General features: G+C 68.6%; 23 protein-coding genes. 11 read left to right on the top strand and 12 right to left on the bottom strand.

What is annotated here, in order from left to right; translation table 11 throughout:
• Positions 1-313: 313 nt before the first annotated feature.
• On the bottom strand, positions 314-2083 hold the full coding sequence (locus tag ACZ62B_RS04480) for a beta-ketoacyl-[acyl-carrier-protein] synthase family protein (RefSeq protein ID WP_469689278.1): 1770 nt from the start codon (positions 2081-2083) through the stop codon (positions 314-316).
• A gap of 320 nt (positions 2084-2403) precedes the next feature.
• On the opposite strand from ACZ62B_RS04480, the gene ACZ62B_RS04475 reads away from it, so the two are divergent.
• Together ACZ62B_RS04475 and ACZ62B_RS04470 are read left to right on the top strand one after the other, a co-directional pair.
• Positions 2404-2919, top strand: a complete 516-nt coding sequence (locus ACZ62B_RS04475; protein ID WP_468879987.1) for a SigE family RNA polymerase sigma factor — start codon at positions 2404-2406, stop codon at positions 2917-2919.
• Positions 2909-3646: a hypothetical protein gene (locus ACZ62B_RS04470; protein WP_469689277.1), complete on the top strand. Its 738-nt coding sequence runs from the start codon at positions 2909-2911 to the stop codon at positions 3644-3646. Before ACZ62B_RS04475 ends, ACZ62B_RS04470 begins: the two co-directional genes overlap by 11 nt.
• Before the next feature lie 10 nt (positions 3647-3656).
• Here ACZ62B_RS04470 and ACZ62B_RS04465 read toward each other — a convergent pair whose 3' ends face one another.
• Entirely contained in the window at positions 3657-4502 is an 846-nt protein-coding gene (locus ACZ62B_RS04465; protein ID WP_468719307.1) for a hypothetical protein, read from the bottom strand.
• 226 nt (positions 4503-4728) lie between these two features.
• Here ACZ62B_RS04465 and ACZ62B_RS04460 point away from each other — a divergent pair, with 226 nt between their 5' ends.
• Positions 4729-5580 (top strand): class I SAM-dependent methyltransferase, encoded by an 852-nt coding sequence (locus ACZ62B_RS04460; RefSeq protein WP_469689276.1) that lies wholly within the window; start codon positions 4729-4731, stop codon positions 5578-5580.
• A gap of 152 nt (positions 5581-5732) precedes the next feature.
• Positions 5733-8051: a DUF4132 domain-containing protein gene (locus ACZ62B_RS04455; protein ID WP_469689275.1), complete on the top strand. Its 2319-nt coding sequence runs from the start codon at positions 5733-5735 to the stop codon at positions 8049-8051.
• A 479-nt stretch (positions 8052-8530) separates the two neighbouring features.
• Here ACZ62B_RS04455 and ACZ62B_RS04450 read toward each other — a convergent pair whose 3' ends face one another.
• Both ACZ62B_RS04450 and ACZ62B_RS04445 read right to left on the bottom strand, forming a co-directional pair.
• Entirely contained in the window at positions 8531-8752 is a 222-nt protein-coding gene (locus ACZ62B_RS04450; protein WP_344568843.1) for a CarD family transcriptional regulator, read from the bottom strand.
• Positions 8753-8932: 180 nt separating this feature from the next.
• On the bottom strand, positions 8933-9433 hold the full coding sequence (locus tag ACZ62B_RS04445) for an Lrp/AsnC family transcriptional regulator (protein WP_344568834.1): 501 nt from the start codon (positions 9431-9433) through the stop codon (positions 8933-8935).
• Positions 9434-9568: 135 nt separating this feature from the next.
• Here ACZ62B_RS04445 and ACZ62B_RS04440 point away from each other — a divergent pair, with 135 nt between their 5' ends.
• Positions 9569-10264: a nitroreductase family protein gene (locus ACZ62B_RS04440; RefSeq protein ID WP_469689274.1), complete on the top strand. Its 696-nt coding sequence runs from the start codon at positions 9569-9571 to the stop codon at positions 10262-10264.
• A gap of 99 nt (positions 10265-10363) precedes the next feature.
• On the opposite strand, the gene ACZ62B_RS04435 is transcribed toward ACZ62B_RS04440, so the two are convergent.
• Positions 10364-10783, bottom strand: a complete 420-nt coding sequence (locus ACZ62B_RS04435; protein WP_344568830.1) for a YybH family protein — start codon at positions 10781-10783, stop codon at positions 10364-10366.
• A gap of 63 nt (positions 10784-10846) precedes the next feature.
• On the opposite strand from ACZ62B_RS04435, the gene ACZ62B_RS04430 reads away from it, so the two are divergent.
• Together ACZ62B_RS04430 and ACZ62B_RS04425 are read left to right on the top strand one after the other, a co-directional pair.
• Positions 10847-11260 carry a winged helix-turn-helix transcriptional regulator gene (locus ACZ62B_RS04430; RefSeq protein WP_469689273.1) on the top strand — a complete coding sequence of 138 codons (414 nt, stop codon included), beginning with the start codon at positions 10847-10849 and terminating at the stop codon, positions 11258-11260.
• A gap of 96 nt (positions 11261-11356) precedes the next feature.
• Entirely contained in the window at positions 11357-12586 is a 1230-nt protein-coding gene (locus tag ACZ62B_RS04425; protein ID WP_469689272.1) for an HNH endonuclease, read from the top strand.
• Positions 12587-12616: 30 nt separating this feature from the next.
• Here ACZ62B_RS04425 and ACZ62B_RS04420 read toward each other — a convergent pair whose 3' ends face one another.
• A complete protein-coding gene (locus ACZ62B_RS04420; protein WP_468719301.1) occupies positions 12617-12808 on the bottom strand; it encodes a hypothetical protein in 192 nt (63 codons plus the stop codon).
• 11 nt (positions 12809-12819) lie between these two features.
• Positions 12820-13671, bottom strand: coding sequence for a helix-turn-helix domain-containing protein (locus ACZ62B_RS04415; RefSeq protein ID WP_469689271.1), 852 nt, complete (start codon positions 13669-13671; stop codon positions 12820-12822).
• A 254-nt stretch (positions 13672-13925) separates the two neighbouring features.
• Between ACZ62B_RS04415 and ACZ62B_RS04410 the strand changes: the two genes are divergently transcribed.
• Together ACZ62B_RS04410 and ACZ62B_RS04405 are read left to right on the top strand one after the other, a co-directional pair.
• Entirely contained in the window at positions 13926-14339 is a 414-nt protein-coding gene (locus ACZ62B_RS04410; protein ID WP_469689270.1) for an ATP-binding protein, read from the top strand.
• A 47-nt stretch (positions 14340-14386) separates the two neighbouring features.
• On the top strand, positions 14387-14626 hold the full coding sequence (locus ACZ62B_RS04405; RefSeq protein WP_469689269.1) for a winged helix-turn-helix transcriptional regulator: 240 nt from the start codon (positions 14387-14389) through the stop codon (positions 14624-14626).
• A 492-nt stretch (positions 14627-15118) separates the two neighbouring features.
• On the opposite strand, the gene ACZ62B_RS04400 is transcribed toward ACZ62B_RS04405, so the two are convergent.
• On the bottom strand, positions 15119-15685 hold the full coding sequence (locus tag ACZ62B_RS04400) for a hypothetical protein (RefSeq protein ID WP_469689268.1): 567 nt from the start codon (positions 15683-15685) through the stop codon (positions 15119-15121).
• A gap of 1322 nt (positions 15686-17007) precedes the next feature.
• On the opposite strand from ACZ62B_RS04400, the gene ACZ62B_RS04395 reads away from it, so the two are divergent.
• Positions 17008-18984 carry a DNA cytosine methyltransferase gene (locus ACZ62B_RS04395; RefSeq protein ID WP_469689267.1) on the top strand — a complete coding sequence of 659 codons (1977 nt, stop codon included), beginning with the start codon at positions 17008-17010 and terminating at the stop codon, positions 18982-18984.
• A 110-nt stretch (positions 18985-19094) separates the two neighbouring features.
• On the opposite strand, the gene ACZ62B_RS04390 is transcribed toward ACZ62B_RS04395, so the two are convergent.
• Positions 19095-19349, bottom strand: a complete 255-nt coding sequence (locus ACZ62B_RS04390; protein ID WP_469689384.1) for a hypothetical protein — start codon at positions 19347-19349, stop codon at positions 19095-19097.
• Here ACZ62B_RS04390 and ACZ62B_RS04385 point away from each other — a divergent pair.
• Complete coding sequence (locus tag ACZ62B_RS04385) at positions 19331-19519, top strand: hypothetical protein (protein ID WP_266399161.1); 189 nt, start codon at positions 19331-19333, stop codon at positions 19517-19519. The two genes, ACZ62B_RS04390 and ACZ62B_RS04385, sit on opposite strands and share 19 nt — an antisense overlap.
• A 31-nt stretch (positions 19520-19550) precedes the next feature.
• Here ACZ62B_RS04385 and ACZ62B_RS04380 read toward each other — a convergent pair whose 3' ends face one another.
• The 3 genes from ACZ62B_RS04380 to ACZ62B_RS04370 are packed head-to-tail and all read right to left on the bottom strand — an operon-like array spanning position 19551 to position 25355.
• The gene (locus ACZ62B_RS04380) at positions 19551-21569 is read right to left on the bottom strand and encodes an AIPR family protein (protein ID WP_469689266.1); all 2019 of its coding nucleotides are present in this window, start codon (positions 21567-21569) and stop codon (positions 19551-19553) included.
• Positions 21562-22569, bottom strand: a complete 1008-nt coding sequence (locus ACZ62B_RS04375) for a PD-(D/E)XK motif protein (RefSeq protein ID WP_469689265.1) — start codon at positions 22567-22569, stop codon at positions 21562-21564. The genes ACZ62B_RS04380 and ACZ62B_RS04375 overlap by 8 nt, the downstream gene beginning before the upstream one ends.
• On the bottom strand, positions 22566-25355 hold the full coding sequence (locus ACZ62B_RS04370; protein ID WP_469689264.1) for a Z1 domain-containing protein: 2790 nt from the start codon (positions 25353-25355) through the stop codon (positions 22566-22568). Before ACZ62B_RS04370 ends, ACZ62B_RS04375 begins: the two co-directional genes overlap by 4 nt.
• Between the last annotated feature and the right edge of the window lie 31 nt (positions 25356-25386).

The raw sequence follows: 25386 nt of genomic DNA, 5'->3' as shown, positions 1-25386 counted from the left end.
GCGGTACGCGGGTGCCGCGGGGGTGCCCTGCCATACGGGCGCCGTGAGGGCGGCTGTGTGGGCGGCGCGTGTGGGCGGTACGAGGCTGCCGCGGGGGTGCTTGCCATGCGGGTGCCGTGAGGGCGGCTGTGTGGGCGGCGCGTGTGGGCGCTACGAGGCCGCCCACGCGGGCACCCGCGAGGGGGGTGCCATGCGGGCACCAAGAGGGCGGCGTGTGCGGGCACCGTGCCAGCCGCCCGCGCCGCCCGCAGGCTCCGCGCCCGTCATCGGCTCCGCGCCGCCCGCCGACTCCGCGCCACCCGCCGGCCCCGCGCTACGCCACCCGCCTCAGCGCCAGCACCGCGTTGTGCCCGCCGAACCCGAACGAGTTGCTCAGCACCAGGTCACCGCCGTCCGGCAGCGCCCGCGGTTCCCCCCGCACCACGTCCAGGTCGATCGCGTCGTCGACCTCCCCGCAGCCCACCGTCGCCGGCACCACCCGGTGGTGCAGCGTGAGCACCGCGGCGACCGCCTCCACCCCGCCCGCGGCCCCCTGAAGGTGCCCCAGGTGCCCCTTCAGGGCCGTGACCGGCACGTCCCGCCGCCCGAGCACGCCCCGCAGCGCGCGGGCCTCCGCGAGATCGCCGTCGACCGTGGCGGTGGCGTGCGCGTTGACGTGGACGACGTCCGCCACCCGGCCCCCCGCGTCCCGCACGGCCCGCCGCAGCGCGAGCGCGATGCCGTCGCCGGACGGATCCGGCGCCGCGACGTGGTGGGCGTCGGCGGACAGCCCCCACCCGGCGGCCTCGCAGTAGACACGGGCCCCACGGGCGCGCGCGTGCTCCTCGGACTCCAGGACGAGCACCCCCGCCCCCTCCCCGTTGACGAACCCGTCGCGGTCCTTGGCGAACGGGTGCGACGGCGAGCCCACGGACGGGTCGCCCTCCGCCAGCGCCCGCATCGCCGCGAAGGACGCCATGATCGTCGGCGTCACGACCGCCTCGGCACCGCCCGCGAGGGCGACGTCGACCCGCCCGTACCGGATGCGGTCGACGGCCTGCCCGATCGCCTCGGTCCCGGAGGCGCACGCGCTGGTCACGGTGCGCGCCTCGCCGGTGATGTGCAGGTCGAGGGAGACCTGCGAGGCCGCCTGCGAGGGCACCGTCATCGGCGGGGTCAGCGGTGAGACACCGCGCGGCCCCTTCTCCCGCAGCCTCCGGTCCCCGCCGACCAGCACCGACGCGTCCCCGAGGATGGCGCCGAGGCTCACCCCGACCCGCTCCGGATCGAGCCCGCTCTCGCGCGTACCGCCGTCCGCGTACCCCGCGTCGGCCCACGCCTCCCGCGCCGCCAGCACGGCGAACTGCGCGGCCCGGTTCATCCGCCGCGCCGCCTGGCGGGGCAGCAGTCCGGCCGGGTCCACCGGCACGGTCCCGGCGATCCGCACCGGCAGCCCGTCGAACTCCTCGCCCGTCAACTCCCGTATGCCGTGCCGCCCTTCGAGCAGCCCCTGCCACAACTCGCCCGCACCGACGCCCAGCGGGGTGACGGCACCGAGCCCGGTGACGACCACCCGCCGCACCCCGGCCGCCTCCGCCGCCCGCACGGGGCGCGGTTCGTGCCGTACGACGTCGCCCTCCCGGTCGGCCCCGGCGGCCCACCGGCGCACCTCGGCGTCGGACACCGGCCCGGCCGCGCCCTCACCGTCGGCGTGCCAGGCGCCCCAGCGGCGGACGTACGTCACCTCCTCGGCCTCCGGATCGACGGCGCGCAGGGTGCGCACCCGGTCCCCGTCCCGGAACTCCACGTCGTCGAGGACCGGCGAGCTCACCCGCGGGACCGCGGCCACGTCCAGCCGCCGCCCGGCGACGGTCACCCGCTGGTCGCGGCGCAGCGTCTCCTCGTGGTCCACCCCGCCGAGCGGCGGTCGCAGCGTGACCCGGATCACCTCTGGGCCCTCGGGCAGTGTGTGCGTCACGACGTGCCACCGGTGCCGCACCGCGTCCTCGCGGGACAGGGCGAACAGGTCACCGGGAACGACCTCGGCGGCGGTAACCGCGTACGGGCGTATGGGTACTTCAGGCGTTTCGGGGGAGTGGGTCATGGCCGCGCATGCTCTCTTTGGTCCGAACTGTCGTACTGGGGGCGGTTACGAGTGTTCTGTACGACATGCGACCAGACCATTGTTGAATCACGGGCATGTCCGTTTTGCCGCGCTATACCAGGCGAGTGACGGGAGACACACCCCTCAACGCGCGGGCGGAGCCGACGAGTTACCCGGCCGTAGCCCGTATGTGCAAAACGTCACGAATGGCCCGACGCTCCCGCTCGCCGACGCGGAACGGTGTGCTTCGATGGGTGCGAAACCTGTACGCAGCGGGGACGGCCGGGTTGCACGGGGCATCCGAGACACCGGTGGAGGGCATGACCGAGGAAGAGTTCGACGCTTTCTACGCGACCGCGTTCCCCCGTCTGACCGGGCAGTTGTACGCCTTCACCGGGGACCTCGGGGAGGCCCAGGACGTGGTCCAGGAGGCGTTCGTACGGGCCTGGGACCGGCGTCGGAAGCTGCTCGCCGACGAGGCGCCCGAGGCGTGGGTGCGCACCGTCGCCATGCGCCTCGCGGTGAGCCGCTGGCGCCGTGCGAGACGCTGGCTGGAACTGGTGCGGCACACCCCGCCGCAGGAGACGACCCCCGGACCGGGCCCCGACCGCACCGCCCTGGTCGCCGCGCTGCGCCAACTGCCGGAGCAGCAGCGCATGGCCGTCGTCCTGCACCACCTGTGCGACCTCAGCGTCGAACAGGTAGCCTCCGAAACAGGTGCACCCGTGGGCACGGTCAAGGCCAGGCTGTCCCGCGGACGGGCGGCACTGGCCAGACACCTGGCGGTGGACGAGGCCGAGGAGCCGGCCTGGAGGGAGAGCGGCCGTGTCGGATGAACTCGCCGGTGCCTTGCGCGAGTTGGCCGCACGGCACGAGACCCCGCCGCGCGTCGGCGCCGCGGAGGTCCGCGACCGTGCCCGGCGCCGCTCCCGCCGCCGCAGGGCGACCGTCGCGCTCGGCACGGCGGCCACGGCGGCCTGCGTGCTGACGGCCGTCGCGTTCACCCTGCACACCGGGGAACACGACCGGAACGGCCGTACCCCGGCCGCGGCACCGGACGCCCGCACCCCCGCCCCCACCACGGCGACCCCGGTCCCCGCCTCCGACGGCGTCCTGGACCTGGGCCGTCACACCCTCACGGTAGGCGAGCGCGTCATGCGCGTCGACTCGCACTCCTTCCGCCGCTTCCCGCCCGGCAGCCGGATGACGGTGACGGCCAAGGCCGACCTCAAGACGCTGCCGTTGGAGGGCGCCGCCAGGTCCGGCAAGGCGGTCAAGGTCCCCTACCTGGTGGAGCTGCGCACCCCCGACCGGCAGCCGGTCTACGCGGGCGCCCTCGCCTTCGACACCAAGGCGCTCGCCGCCCTCTCCGCGGAGACGGGCTGGCTGGGCATGAGCCCCACGGACGCGGAGTGGTTCTACACCCGGGCGCGGACGGGCGACCGCATCGAGATCACGTCGACGGCCACCCCGAGCGCGGAGGCGACGGCCACCGCGCCGACGAGGGCGGAGACAGCTGTCGGATCCCGGACCCCCGGGACCGCGGGCGGAACGGGCGGCTGACCTCGGTCCCTCACCGGGAGGGTGCGGCGGCGGGCTGGTCCTTCGCCCACCACAGGAACGCGGCGGCGTGCTGCTGGTTGGCGAACCCCTCGCCGACCAGGGAACGCAGCAGGTCGTTGCTCCAGAGGATGAGCCGCCCGAGCGTCCAGTTCACCGACTCCGGCGCCGGCAGCTCCAGCCCGTAGACCTTCCGCGCGATCTCGCGCTTGCCGCCCGCCTCCGTCGTGTACTTGAGGATCGTCAGATACCGCTCGGGCTCCACCACGCACAACACCCGTGTGAGCAGGGCTTCCTTGAACCCGGTCATGGCGAACGGCACGCTTCCGGCCAGCAGATGGTGCAGCCTGTCCCCGAGCGGTATGTCGTCGGGCCCGTACAGGAGGTACGCGATCGTCTCGCGGGTCGCCTCCCCGGCGGCGGTGTCACCCATGCTGTTCCAGGCGGAGTTGAAGGTGGCCTGGTTGCCGGGGCGGGCGCCGACCTCGGAGTTGGCGAAGTCCTTCAGACGCCTCGGATCGCACGCGCGCAACCCGTCCGGGGAGAAGATCTCCTGGTACTCCGCCCAGTAGGCCGCGACCCGGGGATCGAAGTCCGGCCGTACGGCGAGATACCGCTCCTTGAGCCCGGCCACGTGCTCCAGCCTGCCGGGTTCGACGTCCTCGGCCTTCGGGAAGCGCGCCGCGAGCTCGTCGAAGGAGAAGGAGCGGGGCGTCCGTTCCCTCTTCGGGGCGGCGGGCACCGCGTGCTCCCACTCGTAGCCGCACCGGTGCCGGACGACCCGGCCCCCGCCCTCCAGGATCCGGACGACCTCGATGTCCTCGTCGTCGCTGCACAGCGGACACATGACCAGGGCCATGCCCACCCCCGTTCCACCGCGGAGCCCGGGCCCCGCCGTAAGCCGACGTACTTCCCACCGGAGGACCACCCTTCCACATCCGGCCCGCGGCGGCCGTACCACCTCCTCACCCCTCGACCGCCTCCGACGCGAGCCCGGACGAACGATCGCACCGGACGAACGATCGCAGTCGTGCGAGCGTGCCGACGGGCCCCGCAGAACGCCCTCGCAGGGCACCATGTGCCGTATGGCCGACAACCGGATCGCGAACACCCACCAGTCCGAGGCGTGGAACGGCTACGAAGGCCGGCACTGGGCCGACCACCAGTCGCGCTACGACGCCCTCAACGACCCCACCAACGCCCCGCTCCTGTCCGCCGCCCGCATCCGGGACACGGACGGCGTCCTGGACATCGGCTGCGGCAACGGACACCTGACCCGCCTGGCCGCCCGCACCGCGGACCACGCCGTCGGCGTCGACCTGTCCGCGCCCATGCTGGAACGGGCCCGCGCGAGCACCGCCGCGGACCGCCTCACCAACGTCTCCTACCTCCAGGCCGACGCCCAGGTGCACCCGTTCGAGCCCGCGTCCTTCGACGTCGCCCTGAGCCGCTTCGGCATCATGTTCTTCGCCGACCCGATCGCCGCGTTCGCCAACATCGGACGCGCCCTGCGTCCGGGCGGACGGCTGGCCTTCGTCTGCCCGCAGCCCTTCGACCGCCTGGACCAGTCAGTGATCTTCGCGGCGGTGGCCGAGCACGTCACCCTGCCCGACTTCTCCGAGAAGACGGAGACGGGCCCCACCGCCTTCGCCGACCCGGCACGCACCCGGCACGTCCTGGGCGAAGCCGGCTACGACGCGATCACCGTCACCCCACTCGAAGTGCCGCAAGGATGGGGCACGGACGCGACCGACGCCACCGAGTTCCTCTTCGGCTGGGGCCCGATGCGCCACTGGCTGCGCGACGCGGATCCCGAGGACGTCGACAGCGCCCGCCAGGCCGCCACCGACGCCTTCCGCACGTACGAGACGAAGGAGGGCGTACGCCTCACGGCCCACTACTGGCTGGTGACGGCGACCTGGCCGGAACGCGCGTGAGGCGGTACGAAGGGAAGGAATCCCCCGGCAGGTCCCGCCGGCCGGCAACCGGCCAGGACCCTCCGAGCTGACCGGGTTGTCAGTCCCCTCTGCCACCATTCCGGCATGCCGTACGACGCCCAGATCCTCCGCCAGATCCAGCGAGGCGCGCGATGACCCTCGCCGCGCGGCTGATGCGCGCACTGACCGACCCGGACTGCGCACCCGACCACGGGCGCCCCGACATGGCGCAGGTCTCCGACGAGGAGCTCGGAGACCTGCTCGTGGCGGCCCACGACGTGAACGCCCCGGCCACACACGCCATGCGGACGGCCCGCTTCGCGATCGGGGAGGCGGTCGGGGAACGACAGCCGCGCTATACGCCCGACGCGTGCCGCCGGATGTTCGAGGTGCTCGCCGCCAGGTGCGAGGAGCGCGGCTGGGCGGACCTCACCCTGGGGCTCGACGCACTGGAACACTGTACGGGGCCGCGGCCCGACGTGTCCGAACCCGCCCGTGCCCTGGTCGGGTTCTGGCTGGAGAAGGACACCGTCCGTCAGCCGTACACGCTGCTCGCGGTCGCGGGTCTCGCCGGCGACGGGACACTGCGCGCGGCCGTGGAACGCCTCTCCGACGACGTGGGCCCCATCGTCGCGGACGAGATGGCCGTCATCGCCCGCCTCACCCCGGCCGAACAGACACTGCTGTCCGCGATCGACCGGGACGACAGGTTCGAATCGCCGCTCGCGCACGCCTGGCACGGGGCGGCCGACATCCCCGAGTACGTGGCCTTCGCCCGCCGCGCGCTGGAAGCGGCCGCCGACCGCACCGACGCGATCCGGGCGGGCGAGATCCCCTACCGGGCGGACAAGGCGTTCACGGACCGGGAGGTCACCTCGCTCGGACAGGCCCTGCGGGTGGCGCTGCTGCGCGACGAGCCCTGGCTGCCGGAGCTGTTCGAGCGGCTGCTGCCCGGCGTCGCCCTCGCCCCGACGGCGGCGAGGACCCTCCCGTCGCAGGCCCTGCTGTACGAGGTGGTCCGCGCCGCACAGTCCTTCCCGACGCCCGAGCTGGCCACCGCGATCCGCACCGTACGCCGGACCGTCCGGCACGCCGGGGTCCCCAGACAACTCGACAAGATGCTCAAGAAGATCGACGCGGCCCTGGCCGAGCGCACCGAAGTGGCCCTGCGGCTGCCGAGACTGGACTTCGACGACGAAGGAGTCCTGCGCCGCCCGGCCGGCGACCACCGGGCCGTCGTCACGGTCACCGAGACCGCGACACTGACCTGGGAGAAGGACGGCCGCCCACTGCGCGGCGTCCCGGCAGCGGTCCGCCGCGACCACACCGCCCTGGTGAAGGAGCTGCGCGACCTGGTGAAGCGAGTGAACGCCCAACTCGCCACCCTGGTACGCGCCCTGGAGGGCGGCTTCGTCCTCGACACCACCCACCCGTACGGCCGGTGGCGCACCGAGCTGGCCGACCACCCCCTGGCCCGGACCCTCGTACGCCGCCTGATCTGGGAGATCGAGGTGGCCCCCGACGAGTGGCGGACCGTACTGCCCGAAACGGACGAGCACCTCCCCGACGCACCCGACGACACCCCCGTACGACTCTGGCACCCGCTCCGCTCGGAACCCGAAACCGTGCGCACCTGGCGGAACCTGCTCACCGAGCGCCGCATACGACAGCCCTTCAAGCAGGCGTTCCGCGAGATCTACCTCCTCACCCCGGCCGAGGAACGGACCCGCGTCCACTCCAACCGCTTCGCCGCGCACCTCGTCCACTACCGCAGGATGTTCGCCCTGTTCCGGGCCCGGGGATGGACGAGCCGACTGCTCGGCCCCTGGGACGACGGGGACGGTGACGAGGCCGAGAGGACCCTGGCGGCGGGGGAGTGGCGGGTCCGCTTCCACCACACCTGGTCCGACCGGGCGGGCGACGACGAACTGGCCTCGACCGGCCGAGTGCGTTTCGACCACCGCGTGGACGGCGCCTGGCGCGAGGCACCGCTCTCCGACGTGCCCCCGCTGGTGTTCAGCGAGGCGATGCGCGACGTGGACCTCTTCGTCGGCGTGACCTCGATCGCCGCCGACCCCGACTGGACCGACGGAGGCCCCGAGCGCGCCTACTGGGAACGGGCCGGGTTCGGTGAGCTGAACGAGAGCGCCGTGACACGCCGCGACGCGCTGGAACGGCTCCTGCCCCGACTGAAGATCGCCGACCGGTGCACCCTCGACGGCCGCTTCCTGCTGGTCCGCGGCGACCTGCGCACGTACAAGATCCACCTGCTCTCGGCCAACATCCTGATGGAGCCGGACGACAGCTACCTGTGCATCGTCCCGGCAGGACACCGCCGGGGCACCCCCGATCCGTACCTGCCCTTCGAGGACGACCGGCTCTCCCTCATCCTCAGTAAAGCCTTCCTGCTGGCCGCCGATGCCGACATCACTGACGAGTCCATCCTCACGCAGATCAAGCGGGGCGCCTGACGGCCACCGCGACCTTCCACGACGAGACCGCCACGGGCAAGCCCCTCACCGAGGGACGGGCAACCGGACTGCCCGAGGAGACGACCGTACGCGAACCGAACCGAACCGAACCGACCCCGCGTCCGCGCTCTGCGCGTCCCTGACGTCACCGACACGTGACCGGGCTCACCCGCTTTCCAGTGGGTGAGCCCGGTCACGTCCGGCACCGCCGGACCACCGTCACGAACGGCGGCCGGCCGCCTTGGGCCGCGCCACACCCGCGTCCGGGACCGATCCCGGACCGTCGTCCGGGCCGAAGGACCAGTCGTCCCCGAAGTCCGGGGCGTGGAAGGGATGTGTCGCCGGAGGCGGCGCTGCCGCGGAAGCGGGGCGAGGCGCCCCTTCCAGGGCGGAGAACTGCGAGGTCAGATCGATGAGGGAACTCCCATTCGTTACGGATCCCGGCGGGACCCGGCGTGCCGTGACCGGGCACGGCGGTCCTACAGCTTGGTCATCTTGGAGTACGGGCTCAGGATCCGTCGTTCCTCCGAGCCGAAGTTCACGACCGCGGCGATCCCCTCCTCGATACCGACGACCCGGCCGAGGCCGTACATGTCGTGTGTGACCTGGTCGCCCACGGCGAACTCCTTGGCAGGCGGCGTGACCGGGGCCTTGAAGGGGCTCGTGGGCAAATGGCGCTTGGGTGCGGCAGACTTTGTCATTGCCCCCAGTATGCGCCTGCCGTGCCCGGCTGGCTGCGGTCCTGCGACGCCCGAACCGTCACACTTCCACGGCGCCACCACCCGGCCGACCTTCGCGATCCGGCGAGCGCGAGCGGCGCCGGGCGCACTGACCTGCGAGAAGAGCACGCAGAGACACGAGGAACGGACCCCGGCCGTCGGTCAGCCGCGTGCCTCCGGATTCTCCGACAGGCCGGCCACCTCGTCGACCAAGGGCTGGACCCGGTAGGGGATGACCGGACTCAGCGCGATGACCGTCGTACTGCGGCGGACGCCCGGTACCTCGAGGACCTGGTCGATCACCTGTTGCACGTGCTGGTTGCTCGTGCCCGCGATGCGGCACCAGATGTCGCCGGGGCCCGTCACGACATGGGCCTCCAGGATCTGCGGCACGGCCCGCAGGCGCGCGACGATGGCCGCGCGGGCCGGCTGGTCCACCTCGAACGTGGTGAACGCCTGGACCACGTGGCCGAGGGCGGCGACGTCCATGTCCGGTCCGTAGCCGGTCACCACACCGGAAGCGGTCAGCCGGTCGAGCCGCGCCTGCAGCGTGCCACGCGCGACGCCGAGTCGGCGGGCGATCTCCAGCAGCCCCTCACGCGGACGCTCCCGAAGCAGCCGCAGCATCCGACCGTCGAGCGGGTCGAGCCCCTGTCGTGCCACCGCACCTGCCGATCTGCCACCCAGGAGGCACTTTCACGCCCCACTCTCTGCCAGATTAACAAGGATGTACGGAGTCTGTTGCCTAATCGACTGCCCGTGGCCCACGCTGTGGCTCCCCGTCCACGAGGAGCAGGCGTGAGGCAGCACACCCACCCGTTCGTCCCCTACCGGCCCGACCGGTACGACGAGGCCGAGATGGTCCGGCGGGGGAAGGACTTCGTGTCGTTCCTCGACCGCCGGCGCAGCGTGCGGTTCTTCAGCGACGAACCGGTCCCGCGCGCGTGCATCGACCTCGCCGTCGCCGCGGCGAACACCGCCCCCTCCGGAGCCCACCTCCAGCCCTGGAAGTTCGCCGTGATCGGCGACGCGGAGACCAAGCACCGCATCCGGCTCGCCGCCGAGGAGGAGGAACGGGTCAACTACGAGGGCGGCCGCATCCCACCCGAGTGGCGCGCCGCCCTCGCCCGCCTCGAAACGAACTCGGACAAGAGCTTCCTCGACGTCGTGCCGTGGATCGTCGTCTGCTTCGCCGAGAAGAGCACCGCGATGCCGGACGGTTCGCTGCGCAAGAACTACTACGTGAACGAGAGCGTGGGCATCGCGTGCGGCCTCTTCATCGCCGCCCTGCACGCGATGGGCCTGAGCACCCTGACCCACACCCCCAACCCCATGGGCTTCCTCACCGAGATCTGCGAGCGCCCCGGCAACGAACGCCCCTACATCCTCTTCCCCGTCGGCTACGCCGCGCCCGACTGCGAGGTCCCGGACCTGACGCGCAAGCCGCTGACGGAGGCGATCGCGGAGACCCCGACCCCGCACCGGCCGGCGTGATCACCGAGGATCTGCTTCGCGAACACGAGTGACCCCGACCGGCCGTGTCCGAGGCCGCCGGCATCCACCAGGGCCTCGGTGTTTTCCCGGTGTGCTCGCTCAGAAGGCCGGTTCCACGGTGTCCTCGGTGGGGAGCCGCTGTGCGCGGGTGCCGAAGGGGTTGTCGATGACATACCGCCAACGGCCGTCCGGACCCCGCCGGGCGATGTCGGTGGCGGTGCCCTCGACGTGCACGGTCTGCCCGTCCCGGCCACTCCCGTCGATGACCCAGTCGACTATCAGCAGCGCCAGGTCTCCGCTGCGGTACACGTGCCGCGGACGGACCGAGATGGGAACTCCGAGCTTCTGCAGGCGGCCGTTCGCGGCGTGCAGGTCCGGGCCGGTCGCCGGTGTTCCCGGCTGCGGGACCAGCACCGCCGCGTCCTCGTAGACCTGCGCCAATGCGGCGGCGTCGCCGCTGTTGAACCGCTCGGCGAACACCGCGGGTACCTCTTCGGGCCGACCGGCCAGTTCTCGCATGATCGACAGACGTCCTTCCGGTCCGGGAGAATCGAAGTGCCCCACACGTTAGGAGGCGTTCTCGTGACTCACCGAACGGTTGGTCACCCGGCAGGGCTCCCCGACGACCCGCGCGCGAACGTCACCGTGCCCACCCCCGAGTGCCCCGTGGAGATCACGCTGGCGGCCTTGCACGGCCGCTGGACGACGCTGGTGGTTCGCGAACTGCTGCGCGGCGACCGTTCCTACAGCGAGTTGCGCACGGCCCTGCCCATGCTGTCGGACAAGGTGCTGTCCGACCGGCTGGCACAGCTCGGCGAGGCCGGAGTCGTCGAGCGCGACCGCCGACCGGGCTGGCCACCGCGCGTGCGCTACGCGCTCACCCCGAGCGGACACGGCCTCGGCCCTGTCCTCCAGGCTCTGTGGGACTGGGGAGCGGAGGCGTCAGCACGAGACAGCGGGGCTGAGAACAGCCACGCGACAAGCCCTCTCCGCTGATCGACCGAATCGAACCCCCTTGGGGAAGTTGATCAACAACGATCACCGCCTACCGTGTCGCATGGATTGTCGTACTGTCCGACTAGCCTTCTGGGTATGGGGCTTGGCGACATCAGGTACGAAGACGTCATCGCGGCGACCGAAGAGTTCCGCAGTCTGGGCCGGGACAACTTCCTCCAGCAGTACGGCTTCAGGCGAGCCAAGTCGTACGAGATGGTCCTGGACGGTCTTCGCTACGACTCGAAGGCCATCGTTGGTGTCGCCCACGGGCACGCCACGGGCGAATTCCTCCGCGCGGGGGACTTCAGCGGCGGCGCGGCCACGGTGGCGCGATGCCTGCGCGATCTCGGCTTCGTGGTGGAGACCGGAGAGACGTTTCACAACCCTGCCGCCCTGCTGGAGCGTCTCCGGAGACTCAAGGTCTCCCGCGGCCCCGGGAACCCGGCACCCAGCCGCCACCAGCCGTTGAGCCTCCTGTGGGCGATATCCCGCGAAGCCGACGAGCGGCCCCGCCTGACCCCGTGGCCGCAGTTCCGGGACGAGGTCGGCCCGCTCCTGGTCGAGTTCGGCCTCCCCAACGCGAAGGCCACACCGGAGTACCCGGTCTGGCATCTCCGGGGCAGCGGCCTGTGGGAAGTCCAGGGCATACCGGCCGAGCTGACCGAGAAGATGCCGAAGACGAGCATCCTCGACGCACACCACCCGCAGGCCGGCTTCAAGGAAGAGGCCGCCGGTCTCCTCCGAGACCCGGTGACCCGCCTCGACGCCATCGCCACGATCTGCGAGACGTATCTCCAGGACGTCGACCGCCAGGCCCTCTTCGAGCGAATGGGCCTGGCCGGATACACCACGGCCGGCAGCCTGTCGAGCCCGTCGGAGGACGAGAGCAGCGATGCCGGCACGGACGAGTACGGGCGGGCGACCGGCCCCGTCCCGCGCCGTGACACGACCCGCTCCGTCATCGTCCGCGACGAAGCCCTGGCCAGGAAGGTCAAGGAGCTGGAGGGCGACCGGTGCCAGATCTGCGACACGACGCTCCGCCGCCTGAACCGTCCCTACAGCGAGGCCGCGCACATAAGAGGCCTGGGCAGACCCCACCACGGCCCCGACGAACTGCAGAACCTCCTGTGCCTGTGCGCCAACTGCCACGTCCTCTTCGACGGCTTGGAGATCTACGTCGACCCCGACGGCCTGGTCAGGGGAACGAGAGGCGACAGAGAACCCCACCCCCTCCGCCGCGACCCCGAACACCCGATGGACGAGGCGCACATCGGCTACCACCGCGATCTCTGCAACCTCAACGCCCGTAAGCCCGCTGTCGGCTGACTTGACCCAGGGCCGGGGTTACTGTGGGCCCTACAGCAGGTGGTCGGCCTTACCGGCTTTGATGTCGGCGATGAGGGTGCGCAGGGCTTCGAGGGAGTCGGTGAGAGGGCTCTCCTCCTGACCGGCGACAGCTATGTACCCGTTGCCGTCGGCATCGGTACCGAGGCGGAAGCAGGAACTTCCCTCGCCGCAGAACGGGGCTTCCCAGGTGATGACAGCCATGTGGCCACTCCTCATAGTTGGTGAGCGATCTCGCGGATGAAGTCGCGGGAGCGCTCCGGGGACAGCGCCAGACCTTCCAACAAGTCGAGCTGGGCACGGTATTTCGCGAGTTGGCCGTCGCTGTGAAGGAAGTCCGGCCCATGCGAGTTGTCGATCTGCACGGTGTCGAGTTGCCGCACAGGCCCCTCGGCGTAGACGACCGTCTGTCCCGCTCCTGGAAAGGCGCCCTGGTCGAAGGGAAGCACAAGCACGGTGACGTTGTCCCGTTCGGAGACTTCCAGCAGATACTTCAACTGCCCCCGGGCGACGTCCCGTCCCCCGAACTGCATCCGGAGCGCCGCTTCGTGGATCACCGCCACGTACGGAACCGGATTGTCGCGGGTGATCACACTCTGGCGCTCTGAACGGTGGGCCAGACGGAGAGCGACCTCATGCTCGGGAAGTTGCGGGACGACGGCGCGGAAGATGGCCATGGCGTGCTCCGACGTCTGGAGCAGCCCCGGCACGTGCACGGTGTTCGCGCCCCGCAGACGTACCGCATAGGCCTCGGTTTCGGAGATGTCCAGTAAACCCTGGGGCAAGCTGCCCCGGTAGCGCTCCCACCATCCTGCCCGGCTCGGCTCCGCCATCTCGACGAGGGCATCGACGTACGTCTCGTCGGTGCAGTCACAGTTGCAGGCCAGCGTGCGCAGCCGTTCTGCGTTGATGCCGCGCAGTCCGGACTCCATGTTGGAAATTCGGCTCCGGTCGACGCCGAGGAGCCCTGCGGCGTACTCCGCGGACATGCCGGCCGTGGTGCGCATCCTGCGCAATTCACTACCCAGACGCTTCTGACGTTGAGTGAGGATCGTCCTCGGGGGCATGACGTTCCTTCCGTACGGTGCGGTGTCCGAATCAGTCCTATAAGCACAAGTTCACCGCATCGAGGCCATTATTTCGAACCACATGGCAAATGTGGCCCCTACTGCTCTACTGTCAGTATTGCGCAAGTTACACAACGCGATGCCGGAAGCGCACCGCGCGAGCACGCCCGCCTGCCCTGGGACGGGTGCGCCCGCGACCAGGGCGGCAGGCCACCGGCGAGCCCCAAACCCCTCACACAACACTGGAGTTCGTCATGCCCGAGATCCCCCTGGTGCCCATTCACTGGCACCTCCCCGCCCACCCCGCCTCGGTACGACGGGCCCGCCACGCCGTCGCCGAATCGCTGCCGCACGCCCTCCGCCCGCACCTGGGCGACGACCTGGGCCTGCTGACTTCCGAGCTGGTCACCAACGCCATCCGCCATGGAGCCTGCCGAGAGGACGAGGACCTGATCGAACTCGTGCTGTGGCCGGCCGACGGACACTACTGGCTCGCCGTCTCCGACCCCGGCACCGGCAAACCCGCACTGGCCCACCCGGACGCGAACTCCGAGAACGGCCGGGGCCTGCTCCTCGTCGATCACCTCGCCACCGCCTGGACCGTCCGCCCCCGCCCCACGCGCGGAACATCCGTGGTCGCGGGCCTCCCTTTCCAGCAAGGCGGCTGACCCGGCGGAACAGTCGGCCGGACCGGTCGGATAGTGCGGTCCTACCCGTGCTGTCCGACCGGCTGACCCAACTCGACGGAGCCGGAGTCGTCGAGCGCGACCGTCGACCAGGCTGGCCACCGCGAGTGCGCTACGCGCTCACTCCGAGTGGGCACCACCTCGACTCTGTCTTCAGGGCTCTGCGGGACAGGGGCGGATGCCCCGACACAAGGCGGCGGAGCTGGAAATTTTACCCAAAACCTATTGACTCGGCGCATGGTCTACTTAACCTGATTAATAAGCCATAACACCGAAAGAGTCGCAAAGTCGATAAGGACGTCTAGTCGGCGGAGTGACTTGGACAGGATGTGGTCTAGGCCCCCGGCAAGCCGGCGCGATACCGGAGCGACAGTGACGACTGAAGCCCCAGGACACGTGCAGCACTACCGGGGACTGTTTTTTGCCCTCGCAGCCTTCGCACGGTTGGGTCGCGGTGCGAAGGTTGCGTCATGACCACGAAGCCGCCCGTCTGGTTTCCCTGCTGCGGGCGGCTCGTGCCGTAGGTGTGCAGAGATCGAGGTCGGCGGCGGCACACTGCAGGCGTCCTGGGCTGCTGGGGGTGATTACCACGTCACCATGCACGCACCCTTTTCAGGGTGTCCCGAGTGTCAGGCTGAGCTTCTCCCGCTGTGTGGGAGGTGCTGACTAGCTGGTCGGGGCATTTTTGCGGGGTTTTAGGTTCACCGGTCCGAGGGCCTCGGTTCCGCAGACGGCAGCTATGGATGAGTTGCTCGCGCCCTTCACCTGTGAGTGCGGCGCCTGTAGTAGTGCACGGTTACCGCGCCGAGCAGCGGCCCCCAGGCCGCCACGGGCAGATAGCAGGCGGTCATGAGCCAGTTGCCCCACGGCGTGATGTCCATTTCAGCGTGCAGGGTCGTCCAGACGAAAAGCACGCCGTAGACGCTGCAGGCGACTGCGCCGAATGCGGCCGGCACAACCGCGGCGAGGACCGGGACCGGACGGCCTCCGAGGTACGGCAGCCAACGCGGCCACACCTCGCCCCACGGACGCACCAGCCCGAGTGTCAGCCATGCCAAGCCCTCCTGGGCCAGCGACAGCAGGGGCAGCACCAGTAGGCCCCAGCCGGGTATGAGCATCGCGTCGTACTCGGACTGTCCCAGGCCGAGCGGTATGCCCAGCACTGCGGCGAGACGCCACAACGCCGACGGCAGAGATGCCCAGACAACCGCTGCGGCTGCGAGTCTCGCCCAGCCCGGGACGCCAGGGACCGTCCGGCCCAGAGGACGGCCGGGTAAGTGACCCTTGCTCGCGGGGTCGTTGGCGGAGAGGGAAGCAATGGTGGGCATACGGCATGCTCCTCGATCATCGATGCAGTGCGGTGCCCTTGATGCTTCCGCGGTCCCCTATCGCTTTCGTCCGGCCAGGGTATGCACTGCCTCTGCCGCAGGGTGTAACCGCAGCGTCGCCGCATCAGCCTCGGGACGTATGCGTGGGCGCCGTCGCCCACTGCTGCGCGGACCCGCGTTGCCCCGCTTCCACCTACGTAGTCACACCTCGGCGCTTTCTCGGTACGACCTGCGGTTTTCTGCTCCGTGGCCAGCCCACGCATAGTCCGCGGCGCCCGACATACGGCAACTCCGGGCGGCACACGGCTGCACATACGCGAAGACCCCGACCTCAGCGTTACCGCTGGTGACGGGGTCTTCAGGCACCTACTACAAGGTGCCCCCGGCAGGATTCGAACCTGCGCACACGGCTCCGGAGGGGGCTTCAGCCTCAGCCATGTGCGCAGGTCACGGGCACCTTGCCCGTCGGTTATCGACCACTCGTCCACGGATAGTCCACAAGCCGCACCTCGTGTCAGTGGCGTCTCGAAGTCAACGACCGGGGTGCCGATCCTGGCCACCGTGTGCCCGTGCGAGGTCAGCATGGCCTCGGCGAACGGGCTGTCCAGCGTGGCGACTCGGGTCCACGAGCAGACCTCTGCCAACGAAACAGACTGCAAGATCTCGAAGTCGACCAAAAGGTGCGGGATGTCGAGGTACTTGGGCAGAATCCGGTAACGGGCGTGTTGTCGCGGAACATCTGCAGAGCCGCGTTCCGCTCCCGGCTCCCCTTGCCGGGGGATCCGGCCTCGATCCAACGAGCGATCAAGGGTGCTTCGGTCAACGGAACCGCCTTGGCGAGACATATGTACTCGGCCTGGGCCGCGCGATTGCCGCCGCCGGGCAGGTCCTCGTAGAGGTCGCACGCAGGGGTGAGGACGAGCCACCAGACGTCCTGGGGTCCTTGGTCAGTACATGCAAGTGGGGCACGGGACGCGGTGGTTGCTGCGCCGGCGAAGGAGGCGCAGCCTTGTGATCGAACGTGTCTTGTGGTTCGAGGGTTCGTTGAAACAGGTGGCGTTCGTGGATGTGTCACCCCGGAAAGGGGCGGTCGCGAGGAGCGGCCCAGGGGGTGTCCTCTAACATAGGGTGGTTCACGAGGAGAACGTTGCTTCAAGTTACCACCTGGGTACGTTGAGTGAACTGCAGTGTTCGCCAGGCAGCTCACCCGCGTGACAGTCGAGGCTTCGCGGCGGACGGAACCGGCCGGAAGTCTTGCCTCCGTAGCGTCGTGCGTGATCTCCTGGAGGTCGTTCAGGTCGACAGGTACGGAGGAGTAGGTCGTGACGAAGGAGAAGGGGGCGAAAAACACGTATGGCGTGCCCCTGGAGCGGAGCGACTACTTCAAGCCAGATAAGCACAAACACTACTGTGAGCCGACAGACTTCAAGAATTGGGTCCAGACCGGCTACGGAAAAGATAAGCGTCTGGCCGTTGACCTCTTCTCGGGCGCCGGTGGCCTGAGCCTCGGCCTTGAGCGAGCCGGGTGGACCACCGCTGCGGCCGTGGACTTCGACGAGCGGGCTCGGGAAACTCATGCAGCGAACTTCCCGGGAATGAGTCTCTGTGTCGACCTCGGAGACGACGGAAAGCGAAGCGAGTTCGTCCAGCAAATCCTTGACTCCGGCGCCGAGATCGACATCGTGGCGGGAGGTCCTCCGTGCCAGCCGTTCAGTCGTGCCGGACGTAGCAAGATCCGCCACTTGGTCGAGTACCACAACCGTGATCCGCACGATCTCCGTAAGGAACTGTGGCGCGCCTATGTCGACGTCGTGGAGCGGCTCCTTCCGCGTGCCGTCCTCATGGAGAACGTCCCTGACATGGGACTCGGTGACGACTTCAGCGTGATCCGCATCATCGAGGCAAAGCTGGAAAGCCTGGGGTACGTGACCCAGGTGCGTCTCGTCGATGCGTGGAACTATCGCGTGCCGCAGCACAGGAAGCGCCTGATCCTGCTCGCGCGGAGAGACGGCGGCGGGTTCCCCTGGGCTAAGCCGAAGAAACAGACCACCCTTCACGATGCCATCGGCGACCTTCCCCCACTCAATCCGGAGCCTTTGGAACCGGTAGGCGCCCGTCTTCTCGACTATGACGAGAATCAGGAACCGGCACCTTCTCCGTTCGCCAAGGAGATGCGCAAAAGGGCGGATAAAGGTGTAATCCATGACCACATGACGAGGCGGGTCCGTCTCGACGACTTCAGGATTTTCACCGTCATGGACTCCAAAACCCTCTACTCCGAGCTTGATGAGAAGCTGGCAGAGGACGAAAAGGACTTCCAAAGGTACGACGCAGAGCAGTTCACAGACAAGTACAAGAAGCTCGACTGGAACGAGTTGAGCCGCACCATCACTGCGCACATCGCCAAGGACGGTTACTGGTACATTCATCCTGAAGAGCCGCGTACGCTGACCGTTCGTGAGGCTGCGAGGATTCAGACTTTTCCGGACCGCTTCCGGTTCGCAGGTACTCGGAGCGACGCCTTCCGGCAGATTGGCAACGCAGTTCCCCCGCTCCTGGGCGAAGCCGCAGCCCGGGTTCTCCTGCCGCAGGATGCTCCTGCGGGGGACGAGACCGCGGACAAGTGGCCGAAGGTACGCGAGGAGCTGACCCGCTGGGCCAAGGAACAGCGCGCGGGTAAGCAGTGGTACCAGTTCCCCGGTGGCCGGAAGATGAAGCCGCTCGGGGCTCTCGTCATGGCGGTGCTCTCGGGAAGCAAGCTGCACCAGAGGCAACTCGCTTCCGTGATGGAGGACGTCGCCGGCCACAAGGAACTGACCCAGGACGTCTACCTCGCACTCCTGAACGCAGCGTCGACAGCAGCAGCCCGCAAGCGTTTGGAAGACCGACTCGGTCCCGTTGTCGACAAGCCCGAGGTCTGGGTGAACGCGGACTCGGTTCTTGATCACAGCACGGTTATGGGGCTGAAGCCAGCTGAGCTCGCGTTGTTCAGGCTTCTGGCCGGCGGGGACATCATGCTGGTCAGCCAGAGTGCGTTGCGGGTGGCTGCGAGAGTGCAGCAGAACCAGTCGCACCTGACCAACCGACTGACTGAGGGGCGGCTCAACCTCATCAAGCTTCTCGGCGCCGGCCGTGATGCACCTGTGCGCATGGCCGCCATCAGGTTCATAGGCGAGAACCTGTGCCGGGACAAGCAGCCCGTCTGTGGAAGCTGCCCGCTGAGCGACTACTGCCCGACCCGTCCGCAGGAGGACGAGGGAGCCGCAGCCACCCTGGACGTTGCGCTAACCGCAGGCTGACAGGGCGCTTCAGGGAGAACAGGGACGTTGCGGCGCGCAGCGTCGGCGATGCGCTGGGCGGCCCGCCCGGCGTCCGCCCTGACCTCACACTCCCAGATGCGTATCACGGTTCATCCGGCCTCTCCTGCGGCTTCGGTGTTCCTGGCGTCTCTCTCCATATTGGCCGTGATCTTGCCCTCCCAGCGTGACGCGTTGGGCCCGCGGAAGTGCCGCGTGCCGTGGGAGGGGCAGCCGTGCCAGAAACAGCCGTCGACGAAGACCGCGACGGAGTACCGGGGCAGTACGAAGCAGCCATGCTTCCACCTTGGGCGGCCATTAGCGTGGTCCGGGTGGCAGACTGAGCTGGATGATCCGAGAACCCGCAGAAATCAACGTCGACGAGACAAGCAGTGTGGAGCTCCCGCTCGGGATCCTCGCCGAAGCAGGCATCAGCCCAGGTACCAAGCTGCTCGCGTTCAGTGACGGGGACGGTCGCATCGTGCTGAGGCGCGCAGAAGACGCGATCAACGACCTGTTGGGCGAGGGAACCCTGTAGCGACAGCTCCAGCTGTTCAGGACTGCCGTGCTCACGCCATCTCGTTGTCGAGGCCGACGGGCACGGGGTGGAACCCATGCCGCAGGGCCTCTTCGTAGACCTCCATCGCCTGCCTGGCCTGGGCCCCGATCACCCGTCGCCCCTGGGACAGACGCTGCGCAACGCGGTCGGCGAGCTGCCTGTCCACGGAACGCAGGACCCGGCCTTCGCGGGCCCAGTCCGCAAGAGCCTGCCACTCCTCGCTAGGGATGTCCTCGACGGCGGCTTCGGCCTCGTCGGAGTCGGTGCTCTCGGGGGAGGCGATCTCGAAGGGCTCGGCCGTGAGCTCAGCGGCAAGCGCGTCGGGGAGCGTCCACGGGATGCGGGACACCTCGTCCCAGCAGTCCGGCTTCTTCGCCCACTCCGACACGTGCCGGTCGCCAGAGATCACCGTCTCCATGATCAGGGGGCAGAGTTCGTCGAGGGCGTCCCTCAGGGCTTCCGTTGTGCCCTGCTCGTTCCAGATCCTGTCGAGGTCGATCCGCTTCTCGGCGGCAAGTGAGAGACGGGCAACCGTATAGGTCGTGATCAGTCGTTTGTGACTGCCAGCCGAGTGTGTACGGGCAATCCGGTCGGCAGCATGGAAGAGGAGGGCGGTGGCGATGGCGCGCTTGCAGTACTGCACGTCCACGACGGGATCGGACTTCTCGACCCGCTCCATGAAGTGGGCGAAGTTCTTCTGGGCGCCGCGGCTCACCCAGTAGGGGAGCTGTTCCCAGGAGTGCACGAAGGTGGCAAGGTCCGACTTGCTGAATCTCTGCCGCGTCGGCGTGATCAGCTTGAACTTGCGCTGGGCGGCGCGGGTCTCGTACTCGGCAGACTTGTCCGTGTACTGGCCCCGTGCCCGCTCGTAGAACCATCGCGTCTCCTGACCACTGCCGTCGGTAGCAGGAGCCCACAGGCTGCGGGAGACACGCTCGAAGGCGACGTGGAACTCGTGGTTGGAACTGAAGTCGACCAACGTCACCTTGTTCTGGGTGTTGGAGTACTGGGAGATCCTCGGAACGATCTCGGACAGGTACGCAGGATCGACGATCGTGAGTTTCATCTGCACGTGGACCCCGTCCAGGTCCTTCTTGTCACGGGTCAGGACGTGGTGCAGCGAGGCGGTGGTCTGGCCACCGTTGACGATCTGAAGACCGGTCATGCTCCTGATGGCGACGGGACTGCCAGCCTCGTCGGTCTCGAAGTCCACGTCCGAGGCGGTGGCGGTCACGCCGTTGTTGTAGGCGAGGAACTTGCCCGGGGCGTTTAGCAGGGTGTCGCGGATGCCCTTGTTCACGGCACCGCGGGTCTGCAGGAAGGACCGGACGTTGAGTTCGAGGAGACGAGTCCGGTGCTCCTTGTACAACTCTGCCAGCTGTCGACCAGGAATCACGGCCAGGACGACCGAGTAGTTCGGCTCGTCGCTGTGAGCCGCCAGGCAGGGAAGGGGACGTTCGAAGGTCACCTTGATGGGCTCGCCGATGCTCCCGGAGGTCTCGTGCCTGTGCAGCCGCGCTAGGTCCCAGAGTTCGTAGGTGACGGGAATTCCTTCGAACGCCGTGGGCTCTGGAGCGCTCGTCGTACTGACCCGGTTGCTGAGGAGGAAGAGACGGATTTTCGGAACGCTAGACAACGCTTTCTCCACACCGACGCACATGTCGTGCACGTCGGTGTTGTCTTCCTGGTTGGGCCGGATGGTCCCGTGCTTGCCCAGGAAGGCGAACAGCCTGCGGAAGAGCCTGTCGGAGTCGGCCTTGGTCAGCTTGCTGCTCGACGGGGTCAGGTTGAAGTCAGTGGTGTAGAGGTCGAGGCTGGACCCGTCCTCGGGCAGGCCGTAGCCGTAGATCTCCAGTCCCCGAGAGGAGTGGTACGCGAGTGCCGCGTCGGTGACGACCCCGGCCTCATCGAGGATCTCGAGTACGTGCTGGGTGAACGTGTTCGGGATCGAGCCGCCCTCGGCGTCCGCCAGCGCCTGAATGTCGGTAACCAGCGCGCGGGAGTACTCGTGGAGGTCGTGCTCAGCCATGGGTTCCTCGGATCAGGTCGACCAGTGCTTCAGCGGTCACGCTGTGGGTGGCCAGGGCCGACACGTCAATGGTGTAGGTGCAGTCGCCGACCCCGGGCGGCAGTTCGGCCTCGACGATCCGGGGGAAACCCTCCCCGACCGTCCAGAACTCGCTGCGACGCAGGGTGTAGCGATCGTGATCGTAGAGGTCCCGCTGGTTCGGCAGGTAGCCGGCCTGGATCAGCAGGCTCTCGAAACGCTGGGAGGCGGACGGTGAGGTCAGACGGGCCCGTATCTCGTCCACCAAGGCGTTCAGACTCATGCCCAGCCCCCGCTGCCGATCGTCGAGGACGACGTGGGCCAGTGCGAGGGGCGTCGAGTCGGCCGCGTCCAACTGCCGCTCGCTCGCGATCTGGACCGTCCTGGGAGAGCGCGCCGTGGTCGCCTTCACCTCGACCGCGGCGCCGGGCAGCTGGAAGTCCTGGTTCGTCTGCCGCGGTCCGGTCCAAGAGCTGACGGCTATGTGCTGGTCGACAGCCGGCAGCACGTACTCGAGGAGGAAGTACAGTTCGCCAAAGAGGCCGCACCGGGCCTGTCGGGACAGTCCCTCGCGCGACACGGAGCGCAGCAGCTGCTGCCACCGGACGTAGCGGCGAACCGCGGCCTCCGCTGCCGCCACGGTTGTCGGTGCGACCCGCACCACCTCCGCGATGTCGGAGACGAGCGGGGTAAACACCTCCGTGAGTTCGTCGTCAGTGAGCATGACTTGGAGCTCGTAGTGGTTGCCGGACACCGACGACAGGCTCAGCTGCAAGCCACGGGTGGCCGGCAGTTCGTGGATCTCCTGACGTACGGTGTCGGCGGTCCGGGCGTCCATGCCGAGCAGTAGCATCCGCCGAAGGGCGGGGTGCGTCACCGACACCTGGATGTCGTGCGGGGAGTCGGGGTGGAGCCGCCGGGTGGACCTACCCGGGGTCTGCTGGTGGGCCTCCAGCTCCTGCCACACACTCTCGTCGATCACTCTTCGTCCTCGAAGTCGTCGAACTCCATGTCCTGCTGGAACCAGATGTCGTTCACCACGTACTCGGTCTTCAACTGCTGGCGGGAGAACGGGAAGCTGATGGCAAAACCGACCAGCGGAGCGACCGGCTCGGGGTTCCCCGACGACTTGGCCACCTCGGCAGGGCTTAGGGGATACAGCAGGAGCAACGGTTGGTCAGCGCGACGCTGGTGCCGCAGAGGCCGACCGCGGGGAGTGTCGGGATCGAGCGGTTCCCCCTTCCTGTTGAGTTTCCCCTTGGCAGCCTCCTTCGTGGCCTTCAGCGCACGCTCCTTCTGCTCGTCGGTCAGGTCACAGAGCTCGTCGGCAGGGCTGAGCACGCGCTTGATCGTGTAGCGGCCGGGAACAACGTCCGAGGACTTGGAGTGGCTGCGCGTGATGAGACCGATGGAATGGCCTGCGATCTCGGCCTCCGCGCCCTCGGGCAGTCGGCTGGCCAGGCGGACTGTCCAGTTACCCAGCTCACCCTGCTTGGCGCACTGACGTACATACTCCGCAATGAAGGCGGGTCGCACCCGCTGGGCCTGCCGATCGGTGAGGTAGGAGTCGAGAAAACCCTCGGTGACGTCCGAAGCTGCGACGCCACTCCAGGTGATGCTCCCGCTCCGCTCGTCCACCTTCCCGGCGGAGAGCGCGGCGAGGCGCGCTACGAACGACCCGAGAAGCTCGTGGTTGTTGCGAACCACCTTCTCGGAGAGGTCGAAGATGGTCGTCTCGGGAAGCTCACCTGAGTAGCTGAGGCGGACGCGCGTGCCCTGCCTCATCTTGTTGGAGGCCGTGATGCCGAGGCCGAGCGACGAGGTCCTGACCTTGAGACCGTACTCGCGGGGAGTGAGTCCCACCGCGGACATCTCCTCGACATCGCGCCGGAGTTCGTCAGTGGCGGCAGTGATCTCCGCGTACTGGCGTTGCAGCGTACGTGTCGTGTACAGCCGGCACAGGTCCTCGTAGCGGGGACGGTAGCCGAACCAGCGGCCCATCTGCAGCAGGGTGTCGTACGTCTTCGAGGCACGCAGGTAGTAGCTGACCGACAGCCCTTCGAGGGTCAGACCGCGGGAGAGCTTCTCGCCGCCTACGGCGATCACAGACAGGCCGGTCTCCCGGCGCTCGTAGTACTGGAGGGCATCCTTCGCCGCACCGTTGACGGCCATGACGGTGATCTTCGCGAGGGCAGCGTGGAGATGGGATTCGACGTCCTCCCAGTGGAGCCTGTCCCCGCTCATGTCCTCGGTGCAGGGGACGAAGTCGTCCTCCCAGAGCTGCCGCAGCTCTTCCTCGAGTTCTTCACGGGCATGGCTGAACCGGTCCTGGAGAACGTCGAAGAGCAGACGCACGTGAGCGTCGATCTGATCGCGGACCTGCTGCTGCACGGCGGTGAAGCGGGTCACGTGCACCAACATGGAGTTGTGCACTGCGACCTGCCCGCGCGCTCGGCGTGCCGCGCAGGTCAGGACGAAGGACCGGAGGGCGCGCTGCAGCGACTCGGGCAGGAAGTCGGGAACCTGGTGGTAGGACTTGTGCTTGTCCGGCACCCAGAGGTCTGTGTCCTTGATGTGCCTTATGAGCGGTAGTGGCTCGAAGTCCTCCTCGTCGCCGTCGGTCACCAGACCGAAGAGACGCTCGGGACCGAGATAGTTGGACGGCGCCCGCAGGGTGCGGATGAAACTCTCCGGGAAGAGGTCGGGGCCCAGCTCGTCGTGGTCCGTGTCCGGGTTGATGTAGATGTTCGCGAAGGGGGTCGCCGTGTAACCGACGTAGGACGCCTTCGTGAAGCTGTTGACCAGCTTCCTGATGGCCTTGTTGATCGCTGACGGGTTGGTGTCGGGATCCTTGGAGGTGTTCACCCCGGCGTTGTCGGCCTCGTCATCGATCACGAACAAGGGAAGGTCGGGAACGACCATCCGGCCGGTACCCGGGTCCTCCACGCCGTGGTTGTCGATCACCCAGTCCCGAAGGTTGTCGATGATCCGACGGTTCTTCTTGACCACGAGGACCACCGGGACGCTGCCCACCGGCACGTTCGCGGAGACCGCTGTCTTCCGGGCGAAGTCCCCCTTCTCGTGACTGGTGGTGAGCGACGCGGCCTTCAGGCGCTTGCCATGTGACATCGCGCCAACACCGATATGACGATGCGCGTCGTCGTCCGAACGGAACTGGTACTGGGTGTCGAACCCGAGGAGCCCCTCGTCGATACGGAGCTGGGTCTGGCTGCGCAGGTCGTTGTGGATTCCGGCGAAAACCACGATGAGCCGGTAGCCGGCGTCGGCTGCCTTCGCGGCGAGCCCGATGAACTGCCCCGTCTTGCCGGACTGGACCTGCCCGATCACGAGCCCGGTCCGGCGCCAAGTGCCTTCCCGCTGAGGGTCTTCCAGTTCACCGAGAACTTCGTCGGTGCTCTGGTCGAGCCGACGCACGACCTGCGTCGGGAGCTTGGAGACGCTCAGGAGGTAGCGCCGGTAACGGTCCCAGAAGTCCCACTTTCGGTCGGCCTTCGCGTCGGCGAGCCAGGGCACGTGGCCCTCGTCGTTCTTCATCGCCGAGGAATCAGCCTGGAACACGGAGGCCCGGGCCTCGAGTACCTTCCGTACCTGGTCCCGCTCCACGGTGATCCCCTGGGCAGCGAGAATGCTGACCGCGGTGTTCACGGCGAAGTCGACCTCGGCCGGCGTTGCCTGCCGGTCGCCAGGCAGGAGCAGCACCGCGGTCTGCTCGGCCTTTTCGAGACTGTCTTCAGGGGCGGTGCTCACAGCGACCTCCAGCGGCCGGGTGGGTTCGGAG

This window comes from Streptomyces sp. NPDC053426 (assembly GCF_055585405.1).
This window is presented reverse-complemented; position numbering and strand designations above follow the sequence as displayed.